General features: G+C 58.5%; 17 protein-coding genes. 7 read left to right on the forward strand and 10 right to left on the reverse strand.

The window, feature by feature from the left end:
* Nucleotides 1-76 precede the first annotated feature (76 nt).
* From ACYZTU_RS07470 to ACYZTU_RS07480, 3 genes are read left to right on the forward strand one after another with little or no spacing between them, the layout of a single operon-like run.
* Nucleotides 77-4,582 (forward strand): Tc toxin subunit A-related protein, encoded by a 4,506-nt coding sequence (locus ACYZTU_RS07470; RefSeq protein WP_461969124.1) that lies wholly within the window; start codon nt 77-79, stop codon nt 4,580-4,582.
* Nucleotides 4,579-6,408 (forward strand): hypothetical protein, encoded by a 1,830-nt coding sequence (locus tag ACYZTU_RS07475; protein WP_461969126.1) that lies wholly within the window; start codon nt 4,579-4,581, stop codon nt 6,406-6,408. Before ACYZTU_RS07470 ends, ACYZTU_RS07475 begins: the two co-directional genes overlap by 4 nt.
* On the forward strand, nt 6,338-8,188 hold the full coding sequence (locus ACYZTU_RS07480) for a hypothetical protein (protein WP_461969128.1): 1,851 nt from the start codon (nt 6,338-6,340) through the stop codon (nt 8,186-8,188). The genes ACYZTU_RS07475 and ACYZTU_RS07480 overlap by 71 nt, the downstream gene beginning before the upstream one ends.
* On the opposite strand, the gene ACYZTU_RS07485 is transcribed toward ACYZTU_RS07480, so the two are convergent.
* From ACYZTU_RS07485 to ACYZTU_RS07510, 6 genes are read right to left on the reverse strand one after another with little or no spacing between them, the layout of a single operon-like run.
* Nucleotides 8,185-9,516: a DUF58 domain-containing protein gene (locus ACYZTU_RS07485; protein WP_461969130.1), complete on the reverse strand. Its 1,332-nt coding sequence runs from the start codon at nt 9,514-9,516 to the stop codon at nt 8,185-8,187. The genes ACYZTU_RS07480 and ACYZTU_RS07485 overlap by 4 nt on opposite strands.
* Nucleotides 9,513-10,514, reverse strand: coding sequence for an AAA family ATPase (locus ACYZTU_RS07490; protein WP_461969132.1), 1,002 nt, complete (start codon nt 10,512-10,514; stop codon nt 9,513-9,515). Before ACYZTU_RS07490 ends, ACYZTU_RS07485 begins: the two co-directional genes overlap by 4 nt.
* Nucleotides 10,511-11,674 (reverse strand): DUF4350 domain-containing protein, encoded by a 1,164-nt coding sequence (locus ACYZTU_RS07495; protein ID WP_461969134.1) that lies wholly within the window; start codon nt 11,672-11,674, stop codon nt 10,511-10,513. Before ACYZTU_RS07495 ends, ACYZTU_RS07490 begins: the two co-directional genes overlap by 4 nt.
* Nucleotides 11,671-13,215 (reverse strand): DUF4129 domain-containing protein, encoded by a 1,545-nt coding sequence (locus ACYZTU_RS07500; protein WP_461969136.1) that lies wholly within the window; start codon nt 13,213-13,215, stop codon nt 11,671-11,673. The genes ACYZTU_RS07495 and ACYZTU_RS07500 overlap by 4 nt, the downstream gene beginning before the upstream one ends.
* Nucleotides 13,202-14,179 (reverse strand): stage II sporulation protein M, encoded by a 978-nt coding sequence (locus ACYZTU_RS07505; protein WP_461969137.1) that lies wholly within the window; start codon nt 14,177-14,179, stop codon nt 13,202-13,204. Before ACYZTU_RS07505 ends, ACYZTU_RS07500 begins: the two co-directional genes overlap by 14 nt.
* Nucleotides 14,176-14,901: an RDD family protein gene (locus ACYZTU_RS07510; RefSeq protein ID WP_461969139.1), complete on the reverse strand. Its 726-nt coding sequence runs from the start codon at nt 14,899-14,901 to the stop codon at nt 14,176-14,178. The genes ACYZTU_RS07505 and ACYZTU_RS07510 overlap by 4 nt, the downstream gene beginning before the upstream one ends.
* 183 nt (nt 14,902-15,084) lie before the next feature.
* Between ACYZTU_RS07510 and sbcB the strand changes: the two genes are divergently transcribed.
* Nucleotides 15,085-16,515, forward strand: coding sequence for an exodeoxyribonuclease I (gene sbcB / locus ACYZTU_RS07515; RefSeq protein WP_461969141.1), 1,431 nt, complete (start codon nt 15,085-15,087; stop codon nt 16,513-16,515).
* Nucleotides 16,516-16,614: 99 nt separating this feature from the next.
* On the opposite strand, the gene mvaT is transcribed toward sbcB, so the two are convergent.
* Nucleotides 16,615-16,992: a histone-like nucleoid-structuring protein MvaT gene (mvaT, locus tag ACYZTU_RS07520; protein WP_007933316.1), complete on the reverse strand. Its 378-nt coding sequence runs from the start codon at nt 16,990-16,992 to the stop codon at nt 16,615-16,617.
* A gap of 338 nt (nt 16,993-17,330) precedes the next feature.
* Between mvaT and purU the strand changes: the two genes are divergently transcribed.
* A complete protein-coding gene (gene purU, locus ACYZTU_RS07525) occupies nt 17,331-18,179 on the forward strand; it encodes a formyltetrahydrofolate deformylase (protein WP_461969143.1) in 849 nt (282 codons plus the stop codon).
* 65 nt (nt 18,180-18,244) lie between these two features.
* Nucleotides 18,245-18,421 (forward strand): hypothetical protein, encoded by a 177-nt coding sequence (locus ACYZTU_RS07530; protein WP_461969145.1) that lies wholly within the window; start codon nt 18,245-18,247, stop codon nt 18,419-18,421.
* Here ACYZTU_RS07530 and ACYZTU_RS07535 read toward each other — a convergent pair.
* Genes ACYZTU_RS07535 through ACYZTU_RS07545 form a run of 3 tightly spaced genes read right to left on the reverse strand, consistent with a single transcriptional unit; the run spans nt 18,408 to nt 21,290 of the window.
* A complete protein-coding gene (locus ACYZTU_RS07535; RefSeq protein WP_461969147.1) occupies nt 18,408-19,403 on the reverse strand; it encodes a lysylphosphatidylglycerol synthase transmembrane domain-containing protein in 996 nt (331 codons plus the stop codon). The two genes, ACYZTU_RS07530 and ACYZTU_RS07535, sit on opposite strands and share 14 nt — an antisense overlap.
* A complete protein-coding gene (locus ACYZTU_RS07540; RefSeq protein WP_461969149.1) occupies nt 19,400-20,176 on the reverse strand; it encodes a DUF2334 domain-containing protein in 777 nt (258 codons plus the stop codon). Before ACYZTU_RS07540 ends, ACYZTU_RS07535 begins: the two co-directional genes overlap by 4 nt.
* Entirely contained in the window at nt 20,169-21,290 is a 1,122-nt protein-coding gene (locus ACYZTU_RS07545; protein ID WP_461969151.1) for a glycosyltransferase family 4 protein, read from the reverse strand. Before ACYZTU_RS07545 ends, ACYZTU_RS07540 begins: the two co-directional genes overlap by 8 nt.
* 448 nt (nt 21,291-21,738) lie before the next feature.
* Between ACYZTU_RS07545 and ACYZTU_RS07550 the strand changes: the two genes are divergently transcribed.
* On the forward strand, nt 21,739-23,007 hold the full coding sequence (locus ACYZTU_RS07550) for an IS110 family RNA-guided transposase (protein WP_461966860.1): 1,269 nt from the start codon (nt 21,739-21,741) through the stop codon (nt 23,005-23,007).
* Nucleotides 23,008-23,017 lie beyond the last annotated feature (10 nt).

Below are 23,017 nucleotides of genomic sequence, written 5' to 3' on the forward strand. Positions count from 1 at the left end.
GGTTGTCCAGAGACCTGGCTTGGCCACGCTGCGCGTTGGCCGCTCGGGTCATCACGCAGCGACAGGGAGAAAAACAATGGAAACGCTCCAAATCAATGAGCTGGCGGAACGTTACACAGCGGCAATGGTGGAAGCGGTGTTGGGGCAGAAACTGTGGTCAGGTGAAGTCATCCTGCGCACCCCCGATGATTTGAGCGAATATTTGATGCTCGACACCCAGGACAGCGCGCAGTTGCAAGCCACCCGGATATCCTCGACCGTGCGGTGCCTGCAGCAACATATCCAGTCGGTTTACAGCGGCATGGAAAAGGGCTACGAAAACAGCTATTTCGAAGAAGATGACTTGCAGTACTGGTACCAGATTCTGAGTCACTACAGCACGTGGTCGGCCAATGTGTTGCTCAAGGATCAGGCTGAAAACTACATTGTTCCGTCACTTCGCTTGAAGAAAACCAGTTTGTTTCGGGCTCTGGAAAACAGTATTAACCAGATGCGCCTGAGTACCGGGTCGGTGCAACAGGGCTTGATGGAATACACCCAGGCCTTCCAGCGTATCTGTGATCTGGATGTGCGCAGCGGCTACATCGACGGCGAGAAGGTTCAGGACGCGCGCTATTACCTGATTGGCCAGGAACGGACGCCGCCGTTTGCTTACTACTTGCGCAGCGTCAAGGTCGAACTGGATAACCGCAGCAAAAAGATCAACCCCACAGCTTGGGGCGAATGGCAAAAGTGTGAAATCGCCACCACGGGCACCGTTGTGGATATCCGCTGCGTGAACTGGCTGGGGCTGCCCGTCCTGGTCTGGTGTGAATGGCGCGACCGCCAGATCGATAGCAACGGCGTGGTGCAGTCGCCCTGGTCGCTGGAAATCAAAGTCTCGTTCAGTTCCCTGAACGGTCAGTGGTCGGCCCCATTGTCACTGCATCAGCGTGACTGCGAATACGATGTTTCCAACGGTCGGCTGACCGTTGTGTCACTGGGCGACGGTGAACCGCGCAATGATCGATTGGCGGTTTGTTACACCAACCGTCACGGCCTGGACGGGCCGGGCTCGTTCCATGAAATAGAAATTCATGAAACCCGCGATGCATTGTTTCGCAAAGTCGCCGATGACACCGCGACGCTGTTGACGATGACCTTCGGGCGCTTCAGGAATGCGGCCAGCCTGCAACAAAAGGTGGTGCCCGAGGATTACTCGACAGTCACCGTTTCCAGCGCCGCTGAAACACCAGGCTCCATCACGGATCATTTGTTTCTGGATGCCATCTTTACTCGCGAGCAGGGAACGGACAGTAACGCTTATGAAGTGCTTCGGGTTCGGGGACGTTGCGATGCCGTGCAGGTGCAGAGTCGAGTGCTAGAGCGTTTGTCGATCAGTTGGCGGGCGGTGAGCAGTCCGACGTTCGACATCAGGATTGTGGATGCCGGCGAGAAACAGCTGAGGATCACCCTGACCACGCGCGAGAAGCCTGGGGTGGTGCATGAAGTGCAATTGCTCAAAAGTGCTGGCAAGGAAACCATCCATGCCTTTGCCGTCGATGACTTCAAGGAAACATCGCTCGGCGACGGGATATGGGTGGCAGAAGCCGTAGCCACGCTTACGTCCGATTCATTGACGTATCTGCTTGCAAGAACTCAAGACGAGATTCGGGCTGGCGCCGGTTTTTCCGTCACCGGTCTAGGGGACGCCGTGCTGAATGAGCAAAATCAGGTGGTCCCCAGAGACTTCTATGCCCCCGTGGTTTTCAAACTCGCATTTTTGGCCGGCACCGTTGACGATCCATCGGACTGGACCTCGATCGGCGTGCTGGACGGCCAATATGCGACCCCTTGGCGGACTTATAGTCGACCCGTTTCATCGGTGGGTATCACCAATTTTCCAATCGACACACCGCTCGGCTTTTCGTTCGGTGAAGTCGAGGACAAGGGCTACGGGCGCAACAAATTCACTGTAACGCTGAAGGAGAGACCACGCCTGTACACAACTCCGTCCATCGACAAGAGCAGTGCCAAGGGCGCGCAATTTCTGAGTTTCAACAACCTCCTGCAGGACCTCAAGTACGCACGGGTGAACTCTCTGTTCGGTCCCGTGTTGACCAGCCGGGCCGCGGTGTCGGTTGATGCCTTGCTGGCCTGGGATACCCAGCATGTCGAGGAACCTCCTATGCCGGATAGAAAGATCGAGACTGGGGGGCCATTCGACGGCTGCAACGGATTGTATTTCTGGGAGCTGTTTTTCCATACGCCGGATCTGGTGGGTTCACGCCTGTCGGCGGAGGGGCGTCACCACGAAGCGCAAGGTTGGTACGAGTACATTTTCAACCCGTTGGCGCGTGAGGTTGTGCCGCCGGGGAGGCCGATACCCGATGATCCGGTGGTGATTGCGGCGCCGGCCTACTGGCGTTGCCGCCCGCTGCAAAGCGAGAACATCGAAGTTTCGTATGAAAGCGCGGCGCCGTCGGATCCAGACGCGATCGGTTATGGCGCGCCGGTTCACTTCAAGATCGCCATCTTTCTGCGCTACCTGGAAAACCTGATCGAGTGGGGCGACGGCCTGTATCGCCACCTGGATTACGACAGCATGGTTCACGCCGCGCTGAATTACAGCAGGGCCTTGACGATGATAGGCCAAGAGCCGGTCACTCAAACAGCCAGCACGTGGCAACCCGTGAAGCTGGAAGATTTGTTGACGAGGATTAGCGGACGCGAGCCGCTCAAGGCGTTTGAAGCCGGCTTTGAACTCAGCCTGGCCGATGTGCCTACCGGCATGCTCACCACACCGCGCTTCGAACTGCTGGGTTCAGGCGTGTTCCGTCTCGGGATGAATGAGCGGCCCAAAGCGTTGTGGACGTTGCTCACTTCGCGGCTCAACAACTTGCGTAACAATCGCTCGATCGATGGTCAGCCATTGTCGATTCCCTTGTTCGCGCCAACGATGGATCCGCTGCAGCTGTTGCGTGCGCAGGCGGACGGCAATCTGGGAAGCGCACGCAATCCGGGTGGACAGGTACAGGTGGTGCCCTATAAATGGCAGACCGTGTACAACCTGGCACTGCAAGGCACGGAGTTTCTGATCCAGCAAGAGGATCAGCTCAGGTCATGGCTGGATCAGCGAGATCGGGGAGAGCTGGAGGAGCTGCAACAAAGCCACATGATCGAGCTGGCCGACTACGCCCGGTCTATCCACGAGGCGACGATCGCCCAGCTTGAGGCGACGGCCGCGTCGTTGCGGCAAAGCGAAAGCATGGTCAAGGCCCGTGCGCAGCATTATGAGCAATTGATTGAAGAAGGGGTGTCCGAGACGGAGTCCGACGCTCTGGAAAACAGCAGGACTGCCCGATATGTCGCCATGGGGGGTGGGGTATTTCGGGCAGTGGGGGCGAAAGTGGATGGGCTGCCCAACATCGTGGGGCTGGCCAACGGCGGCGCGCGTCCTGCGGCCATCCCATATGCCGTTGCCGAACTGTTTCAGTTGACGGCGGATTACATGATGCGCGAAGCCGAAGAAGCCAACGCCATCGCGCAGCAACAGCGGCGCAAGCAGGAGTGGGAACTTGTGCGCGATCAATCCCATGCCGAGGCACGGGTGATACGCGAGCAGCTATTGGCCCAGGATCATGCGATCAGCGCCGCCCGCGCCAGTCTGCAGCAGGCTGAAATAGCCAACACACAGGCCAAGGCAGTGTACGCATTCTACAAGAATCGCAGCACCGGCCGGGAGTTGAGCAACTGGGTCGTGGGGCAAGTGAAGACCTTGATCTATCAGGTTTACGACGTGGTCGCCGGCCTGTGCCTGTGTGCCGAAACCTGTTGGCAGTATGAAATGGCCGACTACAAAACCCGGTTTATCCGTCCTGATGTCTGGATGGACACCTACCACGGGTTCACGACCGGTTCTTCGTTGAAGCTGGATCTGCTGAGGATGGCGGCCGCGCGTATCAAGCGCGACGAGCACCGGCTGCAGTTGGTTAAAACGATTTCCCTCAAGACGCTGATGGGCGAGACGAAATGGAATGAAGGCATAGATCAAGGAAAGCTGGAGTTCAAGCTGAACGAACGACTGTTCAATGAAGACTATCCGGGGCACTACAGCCGCCAGGTCAAGGGGTTGTCACTGACCTTTCCCGGCTTGTTGGGGCCGTACCAGAACATTCGTGCTTCGCTGGTGCAGATCAGCAGCGCGACGCTTCTTGAGCCGGATATCAATGCTGTCGAATACCTGCACGGTAAAGCGGGCGCCACCCCGCCACCAGGTTCGCTGGTGCACAACCTGCGTCCTTACCAGCAGATAGGTCTGTCCCAGGGGTTGGACGACAACGGCATGGTCGATGCCATGGATGACGGCCGCTACGCGCCTTTTGAAGGCACGGGCGCCCATGCCGACTATGTCTTGACGTTCCCCAGGTTTGGGCAGCCCGCTCAGGAGAGTTTTCTGCTGTCATTGACCGACATCATTGTGACATTGAGGTATCAAGCCCGGGATGGCGGTTCAGGCTTTGCCGGGGCGGTTGAAGGGGTCATCGATGCGCCGCCCGACCTGCCAAAACGTGCCGCTCGCTTAAGGAAGACGCAGCCATGAACGATGAGAATATTTACGCCAACCATAACTTTATTATCAACGGCGACTTTCTGGAGAGTCTTGATGGCTGGGAGGTCAATGACGAAAGAAAGGTCACTCGGCAGGATGGGCAATGGTGTGGGGAATCGGTCGGTTTTATGAACGCTGCCAATATGGGTGAGGGAGACCAGACGATTACATTGGCATTGTTTCCGCGCCCTGATCCCGGCAAGGCGGAATACAAGTTGATCTTCCACTATGAGGCGGTTAGCGGCGCCGTTGGTACGCTGCGGATCAACCCTGGTCTGGGCGGGGAAAAAGACCTGATACTTGCGCCCTCGCTCGAGGCTGACTCCGAACCGGCGTTGGATCCCGACGATCTGCTGGAGCTCAATCTGGCCAAGTATTCTCACCTACTGAAACTCGAACCTACGGAAGAAACCGTCAAATTTACCGTCATCAGCCCAGACAATGGCGAGCCGGGCAAATCAGGCGCCGTTCGGGTCGCCTTTGTGCGTGTGGAGTTGTTGCTGGAGCCTTTGCGGCTGACCGAGGTGACGATTGATGGCGAGCCGCAGATCCCCACTGAGAGTCTGCACCTGTGCTTTGGTGCCAAACATAACGTTGTGCTGCAATTGGCGGCCGACAATGCCTGGATGAATACGCAGGCAGGGTTGCTGGTTAACGGCGGCGAAAGTGATCCCGATAATATTCTCAGCGCCCTTCCACAGTGGGGGCGCGAGCAGTTGATCAGCGACCCGTGGACTATCGCCTGTGCCGGGATTGATGAGGATAGGGAGGTTGAGCGCACATTGGCCGTGCGCAGTCAGTACACCGCCGACACCTATCCGTTGGATGCGGTCTGTGGGCATTTTCAGCTGGATGTCATCGCGCTGCGGGAGGCCGCCCACTATCCGGTGATCGACCTCAATCAAAGCGTGGACCTGCGTGTGCGGGTAGAGTCCCATTACACGAAAACGCCTCTGGCCAATCGCGAGGTGACCTGGACGCTGAAAGTCCCGGACGGAGAAGATATCGAATTGCTCAGGGCCTTCTCGGGTGAGAACGGTGAGGCCGATTTTACCTGGACACCGGACACAAAAGGCGACTGGGAAATTGTGACCTCGGTCGACAGCCACTATAAAAAGGAAGATGCCCGGTACGCGTTCAAGGTGCGGGTACTGAAGGAAGATCCGTGGTTGAGCGCGACATTTGAGTTGGATGACTTAACACATGGACCTATCTGGGGAAGCGCTGCTGGCTACCCATGTCGAGGCGGCACTCATGAGGTCAAACTGGCATTCCCGCCCAGCCACTTATTGGCCGATACCGATCTGGCCTTGCACTGGAAAGAGGAGGGCGATACGCCCGAGGGATTGGGTATTGTCTTTGCACCAGAGCTGGACGCCACGAACCCGATCGACGGACTCGGCCTGACGTGGAACATGGCTTGCGAAAACCGCAGAGACAGCCATTTCGAGCTTAGCGTCAGATGCTCAAAACTGTTAGAGGCGTCGCCTGTGCAGAGGATGGAACTGGCGCATAACTGGCTGAGCGTTGCTGATGAGTCGCAGTCTTCGAGATTTCCTTTCGTGGGTGGCCCATCCGTCATGCTGGGGGTTCAAATTCAGTCAGTGGTCTCCGGTGTGGGGACTGTCCCGGAGGTTGCGGTCAAATGGCACATCGACGGCGAGGATGACGTTGTGTTGCTGACAGGGGAAGACGGTTGGTGTGAGTTCCCATTCAAGCCTGAAAAAGGAGGAAACAGTCACGGTCGTGGCCACGGTGAGCAGTCTTTACGATGGAGAAAAGCCTCAACACACCTTCGAGTTCGCGGTACTGGTTGAGAACCCATTGGCAAGTCTGTTGGCTGTGACCCTGGACGGAAAACCCGCCAATCCCAGCCTTATCTGTTTTCACGGTGGTGAACGCGCAACATTGAAGATCGTGCCGGTGAGGGGAACCTTGGTCGGCGAAAGAATCTGGGTGGAGGTGATCAGCGACAGTGAAGTGGAGTTGAAATTCGAATCCGAGCCTCCCCTTGAAACGGCGCTTGATTTGACCGAAGACGGTCTGAGTTGGGTCGTTTGGTCCAACGCAGACGCCAGCACCCGCTTCACATTGATTGTGCACCACGCCGATTTTCCAGAATTTCCACTGGCTGGGCTGTTGCTTTCCAAAACGCTGGAGGGCGAGGGAGCGCTTCAGTTTGACGAAAAAGTCCTGACTGCTGGCACCACGGCTTATCCCTGCCTGCACGCCGAGCATACGTGGAGCTTTACTCCGAAACCTTTCAGCCCATTGCTCACGCTCGATCTTGCTGCGAATTGGACGTCCGGTGAACTTGGCATGGTGCTGGACCCGGCGGCAGACGAGGGGCGGGAGCTGATATCGGGGGGCCTGACCTGGAAACTTGATTGCCTGAACAGCCCTGCAGCTGGGGAAACAGTGCTCTCACTGGATTTCGCCAAAATATCGTTGATTTACCCTTTGTGGCCGCTGGTGCTTGGTCACAATCGCCTTGAAAAGGCCCGGGTACGTGGGCCCGAATTTGATCTGGAAGTGGGGCAGACAGCTTATCTGTGGGTCGAAGTCCATTCCTTTTATACGAAGTCGGCAGTGGAAGATGTCCCGGTGGCATTCGAACACTGCGGCACCTCAGTCCCGGTACTCACAAATGACGAGGGTTGGGCGATATTTACTTTTACAGCCACGACACCGGGCGAAGCGGTGGTGACTGCCACGGTTCCAAGCTTCTACGATGGCCCCGAGGCTTTCCCTGTTCATACTTTTAAAGTCAAGGTGCTGGACGTCAAAACCGGGGCAAATTCAACCATGCTGACGCAAGAGGGATCACTCATGTCCAAGGAAAAAGGTACGCCCGGTGTTCAAGCCGTCATTGGCGATCACCGCATCTCCCATTTTGACCCTGCCGTAGGTGAAAGCGTCTTCTTGGAGCTCCAGGCACTTTCACCCGCAAGCCGCATGGCTGCATCCGGGGTGCCGGTGCTTTTCAAGACCGAGGCCCCCCAGCCGGTGCGGGTAGTTACGAATGGCGGGGGCTGGGCACGTTTTGCCTACAAAGCCGAACACGCGGGTGATATCGAAGTCGTTGCCACGCTGGACGTCGTAAATGATGGAGCCCAGGAAGCGCCATCCCATACCTTCTTTGTCAAGGCATTGGAGGCTGAGGTCTGGAATGACGCCCGGATACAGCTGAATGCTGAACCAACCACATCGGTGTGGGGTGACGATACCCTGTTTCCCCGGATATCCCCGTCCCATACCGTCAAGCTGGCAGTCACCCGGTCAAACAGCCATCTGCTCGGCCGCGAAATCAGCTTGGGATGGACGGGTGACTCCTCGGCCAGTGAACTGGGTATAACCAAATTGGAGCCTAAATTGGGCGTTGCCCGGACGTTGACGCCGGAAGGCTTGAGTTGGACGTTTACCGGCGGCCCCGGCGGTGCTTATGCCCTGGCACTGAGAGCATCCCGCATTCTCAAGCACTCGCCGGTCAATCGCATGTCGTTGGGGGGAACGCCTCTTCCGGAGGTTTTGTCCGACCCCCTCCCGGACGGTGATGGTTCTGTGGCGTCTTCGGGCACCGACCCGATCACCGGTTAGAAGGCTGCGGCCCTCTTCCCGCTCAAATACCGCATCACCAGCACGGCGCCCAATTCCACGGGCCGGGCTTGCAGCAGCGCCACGCCCTGAGCACTTAACTGCTCATGGCGTTGCGCGCATGCTTTCAAATAGTCCACCGCTGCGCAGTAAGACAAGGCTTCGTCCACGGTTTGCACCGGACGATGGCGTATTTCATCGAGTATGTTTTCCCGCAGGCTGGCCACCAACACCCGATGCTGCTTACTCAGCCGTTTGACTGCGGCAAGCAACTCTTCATCATCCTCATCCCGAAGGTTGGTCACCAGCACCACCAGCGCCCGGCGTTTCTGCCGAACCAGCAATTGATTGACGGCGGCCTGATAGTCGGCAGGGCGTTGGCTGCTGTCGAGGTCGTAGACGGTATTAAGCAACAGGTTGAGCTGGCCGGTGCCTTTGACCGGCGCAAGGTAGCGCGGTTGATCACTGGCAAACGTACTCAGTCCCACCGCATCCCCTTGGCGTAGTGCGACGTAGCTGAGCAGCAGGCACGCGTTGAGCGCATGGTCGAAGTGCGACAGTTCATCATCTTGACTGCGCATTCGCCGTCCGCAATCGAGCATGAAGATGATCTGCTGGTCACGTTCATCTTCGTATTCCCGAGCGATGGGCGTGCGGTGCCGGGCCGTGGCTTTCCAGTCGATCTGGCGCAGGCTGTCGCCTTCGCGAAACTCGCGCAGCTGATGGAATTCCAAGCCCTGGCCCCGTCGTTGGCGCTGGTGTACGCCGAGTTGGCTCAGCCAGTTGTCCACTGCCAGTAACTGCCCGCCGTAGAGCCGGGCGAAGTCGGGGTAGACGCGGGTGTTGTCGGCGACGTTGAGCAGGCGTTTGTCCGACCACAAGCCCATTGGGCTCGGTAAGCTGATTTCGCAGTGTTCGAAGGTAAAGTGGCCGCGCTTTAGCGGGCGCAGGCGATAGCCGATCCGGCTGTGTTGGCCGGGTTGCAGTTCGACTGACAACGGCAGGTTTTCAAAGCTCACCCCTTGCGGTACGTGATCGAAGATCTGAATGTGCAACGGCTGGTGGAAATCATGCTCGACCTCCAGTCGTACTTCGCCCCAACGACCGAGCGCCAGGCTGCCGGGCATCTGCCGCTGCACGCGCGGCGAGGGCAGGCGCTTGAGGCGCGCGGCATCCAGTGTCGCCAAAACCAGCAGCGCCAGCAGCAATCCCCAGTTGATCGACGACAGACTGGCGGGGACTTCAACGTCCAATGCCCGCAAAGTGCCCAGCACAATGCCGATGGCCAGCAGGATCGCCAGCCAGATCAATAGCAGGCGCGAAGGTTTCACAGACGCGGCGCCGGTACTTGATCGAGCAGTTGCTTGAGCACCTGATCGACGTCCAGCCCTTCAATGTCCAGCTCCGGCGCAATGCGCACACGGTGGCGCAACACCGCCAGGGCGCAGCCTTTGATGTCATCCGGAATCACGAACTCGCCACCGCGCAGCAGCGCCCGGGCTCGGGCACAACGCACCAGCGCAATGGACGCGCGTGGCCCCGCGCCGAGGGTCAGGCCGGGCCAGGTGCGGGTGGTGCGGGCCAGGCGCACGGCGTAATCGAGCACCTGATCGTCAAGCGGCAGATCACTGGCGATGCGTTGCAAGGCCAGCACGTCTTTGGCTTGCAACACGGTGCGCAGCGGTTGCACGTCGAGCATGTCGGCGCGGGTCGAGCGGCTGACCTGGCGGACCATGTTCAATTCTTGCTCGGCGTCGGGGTAATCCATGCGCACCTTAAGCATGAAGCGATCGAGTTCGGCTTCGGGCAGTGGATAAGTGCCTTCCTGCTCGATGGGGTTTTGCGTGGCGAGCACCATGAACGGTTGCACGATGGGCAGGGCGCGGCCTTCGAGGGTGACCTGGCGTTCCTGCATGGCTTCGAGCAGCGCCGCCTGGGTTTTCGCCGGGGCGCGGTTGATCTCGTCGGCCAGCAGCAGGTTGGTGAACAGCGGCCCTTTGCGCAGTTTGAATTGCTCGGTGTGCAAGTCGTAGACCGCATGCCCGGTGACGTCGCTGGGCATCAGGTCGGGGGTGAACTGGATGCGTGCAAACTCGCCACCGAAGCAGCGGGCGAGGGCGCGCACCAACAAGGTTTTGCCCAACCCCGGCACGCCTTCGAGCAGCACATGGCCGCCAGCGATCAGGGCGGTGAGGACGTCGTCGATCACCGTGTTTTGGCCGATCACGGCTTTTCGTAATTCGGTCCGTACCGCTTGAGCCAGTTGGCTGGCGCGCTGGCGTTGCTGAGCGGCGTGGGATGGCACGCCGGGCTCGATCTGTTGACTCATAGCGTGTTCCTCAAGGTTTGCAGGTGGGCGACCTGGCGGCTGAATTCAGCGCTGGACAGCCGCTGTTTCGCTCGCGGGCTCATGGCCTGGCTGATAGCGCGTGTGGGTTGGCCAGTCAGGCGTGCGAGCCCCCGCCATTGCTCGGCAACGTCCAATTGTTCGAAACCGGGATGACGGCGCCGCACACGACGCAGGATGTCTTGTTGCAAGGCGTGCAACAGGTGCTGCTGGCCGTTGCGGCGCAGCATGAAATCGGCGCTGGCGCGCAGGTGTTCCTGAAGTTGCCGGCGACCTTTCGGTGCAGGTTCCAGCAGCGGACCATTGCGCACCCCGACATGCCAGAGCGCAAGACCTATCAGGGCGATGAGGGCGACCAACGCCTGAGGGAAATTACGCAGTAGCAACGTCAGCAGACTGTCGTGATCGGTGTTGAACAGCAAGGTCACGTTCGTGTCGTCGGTCAGGTACCAGAGCAGCCAGGCGTTGTCGTATTGGTCGATGGCCGGGGTTTTCCACAGGTCGGCGTCGGTGACCACGGTGATCGAACCGAGCCCGTGGTTCAGCTGCATCATGTGCGTGGCCTTGCCGCTGTTGGCCCAGGCTTGTGCGAGGTTTTTCGGGTCTTCGAGATGGAACGCGGTATCGAAGCTGGCGTAGGCCGGCGCATCCTCATCTTCCAGATACAGCTTGGTCAGTTTGGGGTAAGGGTTGCCGCCAATAGTGGGCGGCGGCTCCCTGAGGTCTTTGCTCAGCGACTGGTGCAACTGCACTCGGTCGAGCAGCAGGTCATTGCTCTGGCCGGTCTTTTCATCCCAAAGCGACTGGGCGACAAACAACAGGCGCCCGCCGGCCTGGGTCCAGTTCATCACTTGATCAATCTGGCGCGGGGTCATGTTGTACCGGTCCCCGAGCAACAACAGGCTGTGCTGATGCGGATCGAGGGTGGGCAGCACGTCGAGGTTGTTGGCGTGACTGACGGTCAGGCCCTGTTTGCGCAGGAAATGCGCTGCGGCCAAATAGGGATTGGCCTGGGCTTCGGGGGACGGGCCATGATCGATTTCTGCCTGATAGGGCGTGGCCTTCAGGTACAGATAAACACTCAGCACGCCCACCAGAACGCTGATGAACACACCGACCGAAAGCCGCAATCGCCGGCTCAACGGGACGCTCCAGGGCCGAACAATGTTCGCCAGCCGTCACAGAGTTCCTGTTGCAAATGCGCGGGTGGCAGGCGATGCCCGTAGGCCATGTTCTGCCAGTGCCCGGTCAGGTTTTTGCTGAAGGCCAGCAAGGCTGGTTGATGCAGTTGCTCGACGCGTTGCAGTACCTCGCCTTCAGTGTCGGCGGGTTTCAGCGCCATGTTGTGGTCGTGCAACAGATGGCTGAGCAGGGCGCGATAGAGCAACCCGAGGGCCGCGCGCGGGTTGGTTTGCCAGAGACTTTCGGCGCTGGCTGCGATGTCAGCGGGCAGGGTTTCGCGATTCAGGTCCAGACCGAAAGCTTGCTGCGGCAATGGGCGTGCGACTTTACGGTTGAACGCCGGCCGACGGCTGACGAACGCCTGCAACCCGTCGCGGTAATGCCAGATCAGTAAGCCGATGGCACCCATCACGGCGCCCCATAGCAGCACTTCAATCAAGGTGGCGAGAAAGCCGAAACGCTGGCTATCGAACAGACTGGCCAAGGCCTTCAGCCAATCAGGTGTTTTCCCGTCATCCGGTGTTTGGGTGTCGGGTTGGTCTTCGCCAAATCGATAGCGGGTCACCGTTTCCTTGTTCTTGAACGGGGGCTGATCGAGAATTTTCTTGATGCTGTCTTTGGACGCCTGACTGGTCAGCGGTTGATCCAGCAGACGAGGGCTGTCCGGCGTGATCACCGCTTCGTCGGCCCAGACGTTGGGGGCGGCCGGCACCAGCAGCACCGCGGCCAGCAGCAGAGTGACCGCCGTGGTGTTGAGGCGTTGGCGCAATCGGCGGAACACCAGTTCGATGTCCCAGGCTTCCAGCACCGTGCGCCGATTCAGATAAAGGCTGAAGCCGCAGGCCACATAGATCGGTTCCCAGACAATCAGCACCAGCACGTAAAAGGCATTGGTCAGGTGTTCCAGCCAGCGCCAGTCCTGTGTGGCGGCGGTGATCAAGGTCTGCCAGCTCCAGTCGAGTTCGACCTGTTGCGGCAAGAACATATAAAACAGCACCATCAGACCGATCCATAACGCGCTTTCCAGATGTACACCGATGATCGTCAGCCACCGCGCGGAACCGGCGTTGCGCTGCAACAGCACCTGCAAGCGCTGTTGTCGTGCCTGCCCACTCAGCCCTTCGAGTTGCACCACCGGCATCACAAAACTGCGGCTCAGGCTCAGCCGTCGCCAGGTCAGGCTGGCCAGCAGTTGTGGCTTGAGCAGGCGCGGCCATTGGTGCAGCGCCTGTTTCAATGTGGGCGTTTCACCGAACATTACGTTGGAAAGGATGTACAACGGCAGTCGTTCGAACGCCGGTTTCAGCCACCAGAAGATGAACACAGCGAGGGAGGGTGAATCCCACAGAAACAAGGTGAGCAGGGCGAAGATCGGCACGGTGATGATGGCCCAACTGGTCATCAGCAATCGTCGATGACGCTGGCTCAGCAGCACACCCAGGTCCATGGCTTCCCAGGTTGTGCGCGGGCGGATCACGACCGTGGCGTCACTCAGGCGCATGGCGGGTTCGTCCGGCAAACAGCAGATAAGTCGCCACCAACAACCAAAGCGCCGCGCCGACCAGATATTTGGTCATTGGCGTCGGCGCGGTCATCGACGACCAGTAAGCTTCGATAAACGCGGCAATCAGCAGAAACAGCATGACGCCGCAGATCAGCAACACGCTTTTGCGTGCCGCCAGTCGCAACGCTTCGGCACGGGGCAGGCGTCCCGGTGCGATCAATGCCCAGCCCAGTTGCAGGCCGGCGGCACCGGCCAGCGCAATGGCGCTCAGTTCGAACGCGCCGTGGCCAATCACGAACGACCAGAAGGTTTGCCCGTAGCCGATGTGCGTCAGGTGCCCGGCCACCGCGCCAATCATCAAACCGTTGAAGAACAGGAAAAACGCGCTGCCCAGGCCAAACAGCAAACCGCTGGCGAAGGTCTGAAAGGCAATGCCAATGTTGTGCATGATGTAGTAACCGAACATCACCCAGTCTTCACTGGACGCCCGTTCCGCCGAACGCCCCAGGTGACCGGCGTCGGGGTCATACATGCCTTGCATCTCGCTGACCTGCTCGGCCGGGATCAGGTTGTAGACCAGGTCCGGGAACAGATACACCAGCAGCGCGAAGCCGATCAGGCTGCCAAAAAACATCAGGCCGGCGGCGAGCACAAAGCGCCATTGTTCGCGCACCAGGCGCGGGAAGTCGGCAAGGATAAAGCTCAGTATGTTGGCGCCCAGTCGACTGCGATGCCGATAAAGCTGTTGATGCCCTCGCAGCACGTGTTGCTGCAAGGAGTCGATCAGGAAACTGCTGTAGCCGCGCTCCTGAGCCAGTGCCAACTGCTGGCAGAGCCGTCGATAGTCTTTCGGGAAACTGGCGATCCCTGAGGTTTCCTTGCCTCGCTCCAGCTGTTCGAGCATCAGGGAAAACTGCTCCCATTCGGCCTTGTGGCGATTTTCGAAAAGGCTTTGCTTCATGCGGGCCCCAACAAGCCGCGGGCGATGCCATTGAGTTCCGCCACGGCGCGTGGCGCGGAGACCTGCAACGGTTGGGCAAGGATCGACGCGAGTTCGTTCGTCCGCGCTTCGGAGAGTTCACCCTGGCGTTCGGCAAACCCAAGAATGGCGCGTTGTTCGAGCAGCGTCAGAGCAAAGGCCGGGCGCCGAGGCTGGACGTCGGGCAGTTGCGGTCGGGTCAACGGCTGTTCGCGGTAGATCACCAGCGTGCCGGCGGCCAAGTCGCCGAGGCGTTTAAAGGTGGGGTGTTGCAGGCAACTGATGGCCCCGAGGAAGTAGCCAAACGGCAACAGGTCGACGAATCGCAGCAGGTTGCGCAACAGCGAAGCGGACCAACCGATCGGCGTGCCATCGTCCTGCACCACGCGCAGGCCCATCCACTGCTTGCCTGGCGAACGACCTTGGTTGAGCACTTCGAACAGCACCATGTACCACCAGCTCACCACGAACAGCAAAATCGAGCCAAGCCCTGCGCCGAGTTTTCCGAGAAATGCCAACACAATAAACAGCAGGCCCAGGATCAACCCGCGCAACACAAGGTCGATGGCGAACGCCAGCGCACGAACCATCAACCCGGCCGGGCGCAGTGGCAAGTCGATGCCTTCCGGCGTTTCGACTTGATACCGCGTATCCAGTGGCGCGGACAGCGTCGCTTTCCTTGGCAGTGCTGTGGTCTCGAGCATGGGCAACCTTAATGTGGCCTGTTCGCGATTCGATGTCCGGCCGATGCTAGCAGCCTCTCGGGGGAAAACGACATAACTATGTATTGCACGGCAAGTGGCCAGAGGTGATTGAATGACGAGATTACTGGCCGGGGCGGGATGTGAACGCCTAGACTTCGCCGCTCTTCAGTTCAGGAATAGCCCGTGACCTCTATCTTCTGGTACGACTATGAAACCACTGGCATCAACCCCCGTTGCGACCGCCCGCTACAAATGGCGGGGATCCGCACCGACTTCGATCTCAATGAAATAGACGAGCCGGTCAATCTTTACTGCCAGCCCAGTGAAGACATCCTGCCCCATCCGGCGGCCTGCGCGATCACGGGTATTACCCCCGGCCGACTGGCCGAGCAGGGCCTGTGTGAAGCCGATTTCATGACTCGGGTGCATGCCCAACTCGCTGCGCCCGGCACGTGTGGGGCGGGGTACAACACGTTGCGTTTCGACGACGAGATGACCCGTTACAGCCTGTACCGAAACTTTTTTGACCCCTACGCGCGCGAGTGGCAGGGCGGTAATAGCCGCTGGGACCTGATTGATGTGGTGCGTGCAGCGTATGCCTTGCGCCCCGATGGCATCGTTTGGCCAAAGGACGACGAGGGGCGGGTGACGCTCAAACTCGAACGCCTGACCGCCGCCAATGGCATTGATCACGGCAATGCTCACGAAGCACTGTCGGACGTTCGCGCCACCATCGCCTTGGCGCGTCTGATCCGGGAAAAACAGCCGAAGTTGTATGACTGGTTGTTTCAGTTGCGCGGTAAACAAAAGGTGATGGATCAGATTCGGCTGTTGCAGCCAATGGTGCACATCTCCGGGCGATTTTCGGCGGCGCGCATTTATGTCGGTGTGGTGCTGCCATTGGCCTGGCATCCGCGCAACAAGAACGCTTTGATAGTCTGTGACCTGCACCTGGACCCTCAGGGTTTGCTCGATCTTGATGCCGACACCTTGCGTCAACGGCTGTATACCCGCCGCGATGACTTGGCCGAGGGCGAGTTGCCGGTGCCGCTCAAACTTATCCACATCAACAAATGCCCGGTGGTAGCGCCGTTGTCGGTACTTCGTTCTGAAGACCAGCAACGTTTGGGGCTGGATATGTCGCTCTACCAAGAGCGTGCGCTGCGGCTAAATGACGCACAAAAAGTTTGGCGAGATAAAGTTCAGACGATTTATGCCAGCGAAGACTTCACCTCGAGCCAAGACCCTGAGCAACAGTTATACGATGGTTTTATCGGTGATCGGGATCGGCGTCTATGTGAGCAAGTCAGGTCTGCCGACCCTGCTCAATTAGCACAACAACACTGGCCTTTCGATGATGAACGTTTGCCTGAATTATTATTTCGATATCGCGCCCGCAACTTCCCCGATACGTTGAGTTTCGAAGAGCAAGAGCGCTGGCGAATATTCTGCCAGAAGCGTTTGTCAGCACCCGAATGGGGGGCGCCAAATACGCTGGGCACTTTTGTAGAGGCCGCGGCCCAATGGAACATTAGTGCTACATCGTTTCAGCGGGAGGTGCTGAATGAATGGCAGAATTATGTCCAGGAATTGCGCAAACGATTGATTCTTTGAAAACGAACATGTTTGGGGCTGAATACCAGGCATAAAAAAACGCCAGCATCAGCTGGCGTTCTTTTTTGTCGCGGATGAGTCTGCGACAAACTCTGCGGCTTAGCCCAGCAGGGTAGCCCAGCCTTCAACCACGTCACCGCCCCACTTGGCTTTCCACTCTTTCAGCGTTTTGTGGTTGCCACCTTTGGTTTCGATGACTTCGCCGTTGTGCGGGTTTTTGTATTGCTTAACTTTGCGAGCACGCTTGGTGCCAGTAGTTTTTACTGCGCCGCCGCGTGGCGCCTTGGTTTTGGACTCTGGATCCAATAGCGCGATGATGTCACGCAGAGACTTGGAGTATTCGCCCATCAGGGTGCGCAGTTTGCCTTCGAATTCCAGCTCGGTTTGCAGTTTGTCGTCTTGGGACAGGTTCTTCAAACGGGCTTGCAGCTCTTTGATAGCTTCTTCGGTGGCGCGATATTCGTTGATCAAGGACATGAGGACTACCTTATGTTGGGGCGCTGGATGGCAGGTGACAGTGCGGCAATAATAGTCAGGGTGTTTCACCAAGTAAACATTAACCGTAGTTTTATTTAAATTAGTTACGGTAAATAGGGCATAAATTGCAGGTGTAGTTAAATAGTGTGATGCCGTCATCACAGATATTCACAATTGTGCACTTGAAGATGGGCAACAGAAACACCATCGCGCGGGTAGCGCGTGCTGCCAGAACCTCTGTGCCCTCCGTCGTGCCGGGCAAGACGTCATCAATACTGCAGTTTTGCTGCGTAATCGCTAGAATGGCCGCCTTTGCGAAGTTCTGGAGTTTGACCCTCATGCGCACTTTTCGGCTGGTGATTGCTTGCCCGGACCGCGTCGGCATCGTTGCTAAAGTCAGTAACTTTCTGGCGTCACATAACGGCTGGATCACTGAAGCGAGCCATCACTCGGACAATCTCAGTGGCTGGTTCTTCATGCGTCACGAAATTCGTGCCGATTCGCTGCCCTTCGGTATTGATGCCTTTCGCGAAGCGTTTGCACCGATTGCCGAAGAGTTCTCGATGAACTGGCGCATCACCGATACCGAGCAGAAAAAGCGCGTGGTACTGATGGCCAGTCGCGAGTCTCACTGCCTCGCCGACTTGTTGCACCGTTGGCACAGTGATGAGCTGGATTGCGAAATTTCCTGCGTCATTTCCAACCATGACGATTTGCGCAGCATGGTCGAGTGGCACGGGATTCCCTATTACCACGTACCGGTCAATCCGCAGGATAAAGAGCCGGCATTCGCCGAAGTATCGCGCCTGGTCAAACAGCACGATGCCGAAGTGATCGTACTTGCCCGTTACATGCAAATCCTGCCGCCCGAGTTGTGCAGCGAATACGCTCACAAGGTCATCAACATTCATCACAGCTTCCTGCCGTCGTTCGTCGGTGCCAAGCCGTATCACCAGGCATCGATGCGGGGTGTGAAGTTGATCGGCGCTACTTGCCACTACGTGACCGAAGAGCTGGATGCCGGTCCGATCATCGAACAGGACGTCGTTCGCGTCAGCCATAGCGACAGCATCGACGACATGGTGCGTTTCGGTCGGGACGTCGAGAAGATGGTGCTGGCCCGTGGTCTGCGTTATCACCTGGAAGATCGGGTGCTGGTGCACGGCAACAAAACCGTCGTGTTCTGATAGCCTGTTGCACAGATCGTTCCCACGCAACGTGGGGACGATCTGGGTAAATAGAGGGCATGACCATGGCCGATCCACTGGACAAAGCCACTTCCAGGGCACCCGCCACGTTGGGTGAGGGTTGTCTGAGTCGCTACGACCCGGATGACATGAACCCCGAAGACGGCACGGAGTTTCCCGGTGCTGCCGAGTTGTGGGAACAGTTGCAGCAAGAGCCCGACGACAAGCCTACGCCTGCTTGAACTTCATCAACTTCTTCAGCAGCGGCCGCCCGAGCATCAGCAAAAACACCGGGCCACCCACCACCAGGTAGAAGTAATAGGTCACCGCCCGCCAGATCAGAATCGCCGCCGCCGCGGTGGATTTTCCCACCATCGGCGCCAGCAGCGCCGCCGAGGTCAACTCCGCTGCCCCGGCACCGCCCGGCAACAGGCTGAACTGCCCCGCGCTCAGCGAAAGCATCTGGATCAGAAAGCTCCAGGCCCACTGCAAATCCGCCCCGAGCCCGCGCAACGCCAGATACAGCACGCTATAGCGCAGGAGCCAATGCAGGCAGGTCAAGGCAAACACCATGATCAATGTCTGAAAGGGCAACTTCAGCGTGTCAGCAAAAGCCGCCAGGAAGTGCAGGAGTTTTCGCGCCCAGCGCAGGCGCGTGGTGGCTTTGACATTGAGGCGAGCTAGCAACCGGCCGCTCAGGCGAATCAGCATTCGATGGTAGCGGGCAACCACCACACAACTGAACAACCCGCCGAACATCGAAATGGCGCTGACAGTCAGCAGCCATTCCATGCGTTGGCTGAGGTGCTGGAACAACGCATAGATCAGGATCCCGCTCAGCGCGCAGAGAAAAAACAGTAAATCGCTCAGCTGATCCATGGCAAACACGGCGCTGCCTCTGGCCGGACGCACGCCATTGCGCGCCAGCAGCGCCATGATGGTCAGCGGGCCCCCGCTGCCGCCGGGGGTGGCGCAATAGGCGAATTCGGCGGCCATCACCACCCCGAGACTTTTGAACGGGCCAACTTTGTCGCGCTGATCCCCTAGCAACAGGCGCAAGCGCATTGTGTTCAGCACCCAGCACAGCAGGATCATGCCGAACATGATCAGCAGCCATCTCAGCGGAAAGCTTTGCAGTCGATACCAGGTTTCGTTACCGCCCAGCAGCGACGGAATCAGCACCGCAGCAAGCAGCGCGACGAGCAGCAGAATCCCGCGACTCATGCGGCGCGACCCATACAATCGCTTTGCAGCGCCAGCCAGCGTGCCTTGGTCATCGGCACACGACCCTCGCCGAGCAAGCGCTTGAGGGTTTGCAGCCAGTAAGTGCGCGAGAACTCATGGCGCATATCGACCGGGTGCAGGCCGAGACGAATCACCGGTGCGAGCCGCCAGCGTTGCTCGCGTTGATGGCTGACGAGTTTCGACACCCCCCGGCGCCAGGCGCTGCGCGCACTCCAGACCAGGCCTGGAGCATCAACGGCGCTGAAGTCCGGCAGACGATACAGATGCTGCGGATCGCTGGTGTAACTGAGGGGTAACTGGCGCAAGGCCTGGCGCGTCCCTTCGCTCATCAGCCAGGCCGGGGCGACGAAACCCTCCAGCGGCCAGTGATAACGGTGGAACACTTCGATGCCGGCGCGCAGGCGGGCAAGAGCGGCTTCTTGAGGCAGGCTGTAAAACTCGCCTTCATGGGTGTAAATCCGGCGCATGAACCAGTCTCGTGGAGTAGTGGGAGTGGGCTCTTCATCGCAATGAAAGTACCCGTGCAATGCCAGTTCGTCACCTCGGGAAATCCGACGGGTGAGCAAACGTCGAAATCCCGGATGCTCCTCCAGATCATTGTGTTTGTGCAAATTCGGCACGACCAGCCAGGTCATCGGCACCTCGCCCAGGGCGTCGACGGCTTCGACAAAGGGTTGGTAATCGGCCCAGGTTTGCGGTGCGACGTCGTGCAGGACGAGTATCAGGCTGGGCGGATTCATGGGCTCAACCATTGGCGGTCAGCGGCAAGTGGCTGCCAAGTACGGCGCGATAATGCCCCAGCAGGCTGTTGACTACCGTGTCCCAAGAGTAATGCCGCTCGACATGGCTGCGGGCCTGTTTGCCCAACACGACGCTGTCCGAGCTGAACAGTTCGCGAACGGCGTCGGCCATCGCCAATGGATTATTCGGCGGGCAGAGCAGGCCGCATTGCTCGGTGATGATTTCCTGAAAGGCCCCGGCCGCCACGGCCACCACCGGAATGCCACTGGCCATGGCTTCAAGAATCACCAGGCCGAAGGTTTCCTGATCGCCGGCATGCAGCAGCGCATCGGCGCTGGCCATTAATTGCGCCACGTGTGCCGCCGGACAGAACCCATCTACCACGGTGACGTTGTCGGGCACCGCGGCCGGCATCGACGAACCGACCAGCAGCAGATGATAGCGTCGGCCCAGGCATTTCATGCAGTCGAGCAGCACCGGCAGGTTTTTTTCCTTGGAGCCGCGCCCGGCGAAGATCAGCAAATGAGTGTTTTCATCGATGCCCAATTCGGCCCGCAGGCCCGGGTCTCGGGCATTGGGATGGAAGGTGTGCAAGTCGACGCCCAGCGGTTGAACGAAAACGTTTTTCACCCCCAGCGCGATCAGTTTGTCAGCCATGACCTGGCTTGGCGCCAGAACCCGATCGAAGTTGCCATAAAGCTTGCTGACATAGGCTTCGACGTTGGTTGTGACCCAGTTGCCCATGCGATTACTGACCAGCAGCGGCAGGTCCGAGTGATAAAAACCGATCACCGGAACATCGAGTTGCCGCCGAGCGTCGAGGGCCGCCCATGCGGTGAGATAGGGATCGCCGACCTCGATCAGGTCGGGCTGTAAGTCGTGCAGAACATTGCGCCAGGGTGCGAGACGGAGGGGAAAGCGATAACCCTTGCCGAAGGGCAGGGCGGGGGCCGGAACCGTGTAAATACCATCCTGTTTGCTTAAATAAGCCCCAGGGATCAGCAGACTGTGGCGAATGCCCGGCTTGATGCCCAGGCGCCGGTGTTTTGCATCCAGATAAGTACGCACGCCACCGCTGGCAGGGGCGTAGAACATGGTTATGTCAGCGATATGCACGATGAACATCCCTCCGGTCCGTTGTTCTCCCTTGGTTGACCTTTATGAAGGATAGATGTTCGGTTGGGGTTTTGTGGCGGGGGTGTCAGTGGGATTTTCAGTGTTTGGAAGACAGCCTTCGCGAGCAAGCCCGCTCCCACATTTGATCGCATTCTTTCTGGAAGAACCCGGTTGAATGTGGGAGCGGGCTTGCTCGCGATATAGGTAGTCCGTTCCTTTCTCTTCCATACTGATATTCGCTGGAAGTCAGTTGTCGGCGAGGAAGGAACATGCACCTGCGGGCTACGAATATGCTCGCGCAGCACTCGATGATTACGCCTTCACCTTCGAGTCCACAGGTGCGCTTGCGCCCTCTAACGAATTCTCAGGGAAAGCCCGACACGGCTCTCTATATCGCCTTCGCTGGACGCAAGCATGCATGTCCCTGCATGTACTTTAGCGCCTGTTGAGGTGTTCCATGCAAACGCTCCTGTCTCAGAGTTTCACTGCTTATATCGGAATTGATTGGGCAGACGCCAAGCACGACACCTGTTTGCAGATAGCTGGAGAGGCTCAGCGCAGTTTCGAAGTCATTGACCATAACCCGGAGTCGATTGATCGCTGGGCCAGGTCGCTGCATCAACGTTACGGTGGCCCGATCGCGATCGCCGTGGAGTTGAACAAAGGCCCACTGATAGCGGCTCTGCAAAAATATGAGTTTTTTTGTATCTTTCCGATCAATCCGAGCACCTTGGCCCGGCACCGTAAAACCTTCGTCCCCAGTGGCGCCAAGGATGATCCAACGGATGCTCAATGGGCGCTTGAGCTGTTGCTGAATCACCCCGAACGGTTTCCTCAACTGGTCCAGCAAAGCTCCGCCATGCGTTCGCTCGCCAGCCTGACCGAACATCGCCGCGGATTGGTCGATGACCGGGTCAAGATCAGCAACCGTCTGGTGTGCATGCTCAAACAGTACTACCCGTTGGCCCTGGAGCTGTTTCATGACCATGACACGCTGGTTTTTTGTGAATTTCTGGCGCGCTGGTCGACCTTTGAAACGCTTAAGCGCGCTCGGCCGGCCAGCGTTTTGAAGTTCCTTCACGCGCATAATGTTCGCCATGCCGAGCTCAATCAGCAGCGTTTGGCGTTGATCGCCAAAGCCATGCCGTTGACTGAAGATCCAGGCGTGGTCAGTCCTTCAGCGCTGTATGTGCTGGCCCTGGTCTCGCAACTGAAAGGGATCATCACGGCGATCAAAGACTTTGATCGGGAGATCGAAAAAACTGCCAACACCCTGGCCGACTACCGACTCTTCAAGGCCTTGCCCGGCGCGGGACAGCAGCTTGCACCACGGTTGATGGTCGCCTTTGGTGAGCAGCGTGATCGCTTCAAGGATGCCAGTGCGGTGCAGCGATATGCCGGGATTGCCCCGGTCACCGAACGCAGTGGCAAGAAAAAAGTCGTCCACTGGCGCTATCAATGCGCAACTTTTTTGCGCCAGACCTTTGTTGAGTGGGCTGCCCACAGCATCAATCAATCGGTGTGGGCAGAGGCGTATTATCGCCAGCAAAGGGCCAAAGGCAGCTCTTACCAAGCAGCCCTCAGGGCTCTGGCGTTCAAGTGGATCCGGATCGTTTATCGGTGCTGGAAGACCAGCACCGTGTACGACGAAAACGTTTATTTACAGACCTTGCTTCGGCACGGCTCGCCTTTGATCAGCGAGCCGGACACAGCAAAACCGTGTTGACGGAAAAGCT

The sequence above is a fragment of the Pseudomonas sp. HLT2-19-2 genome, from assembly GCF_054898005.1.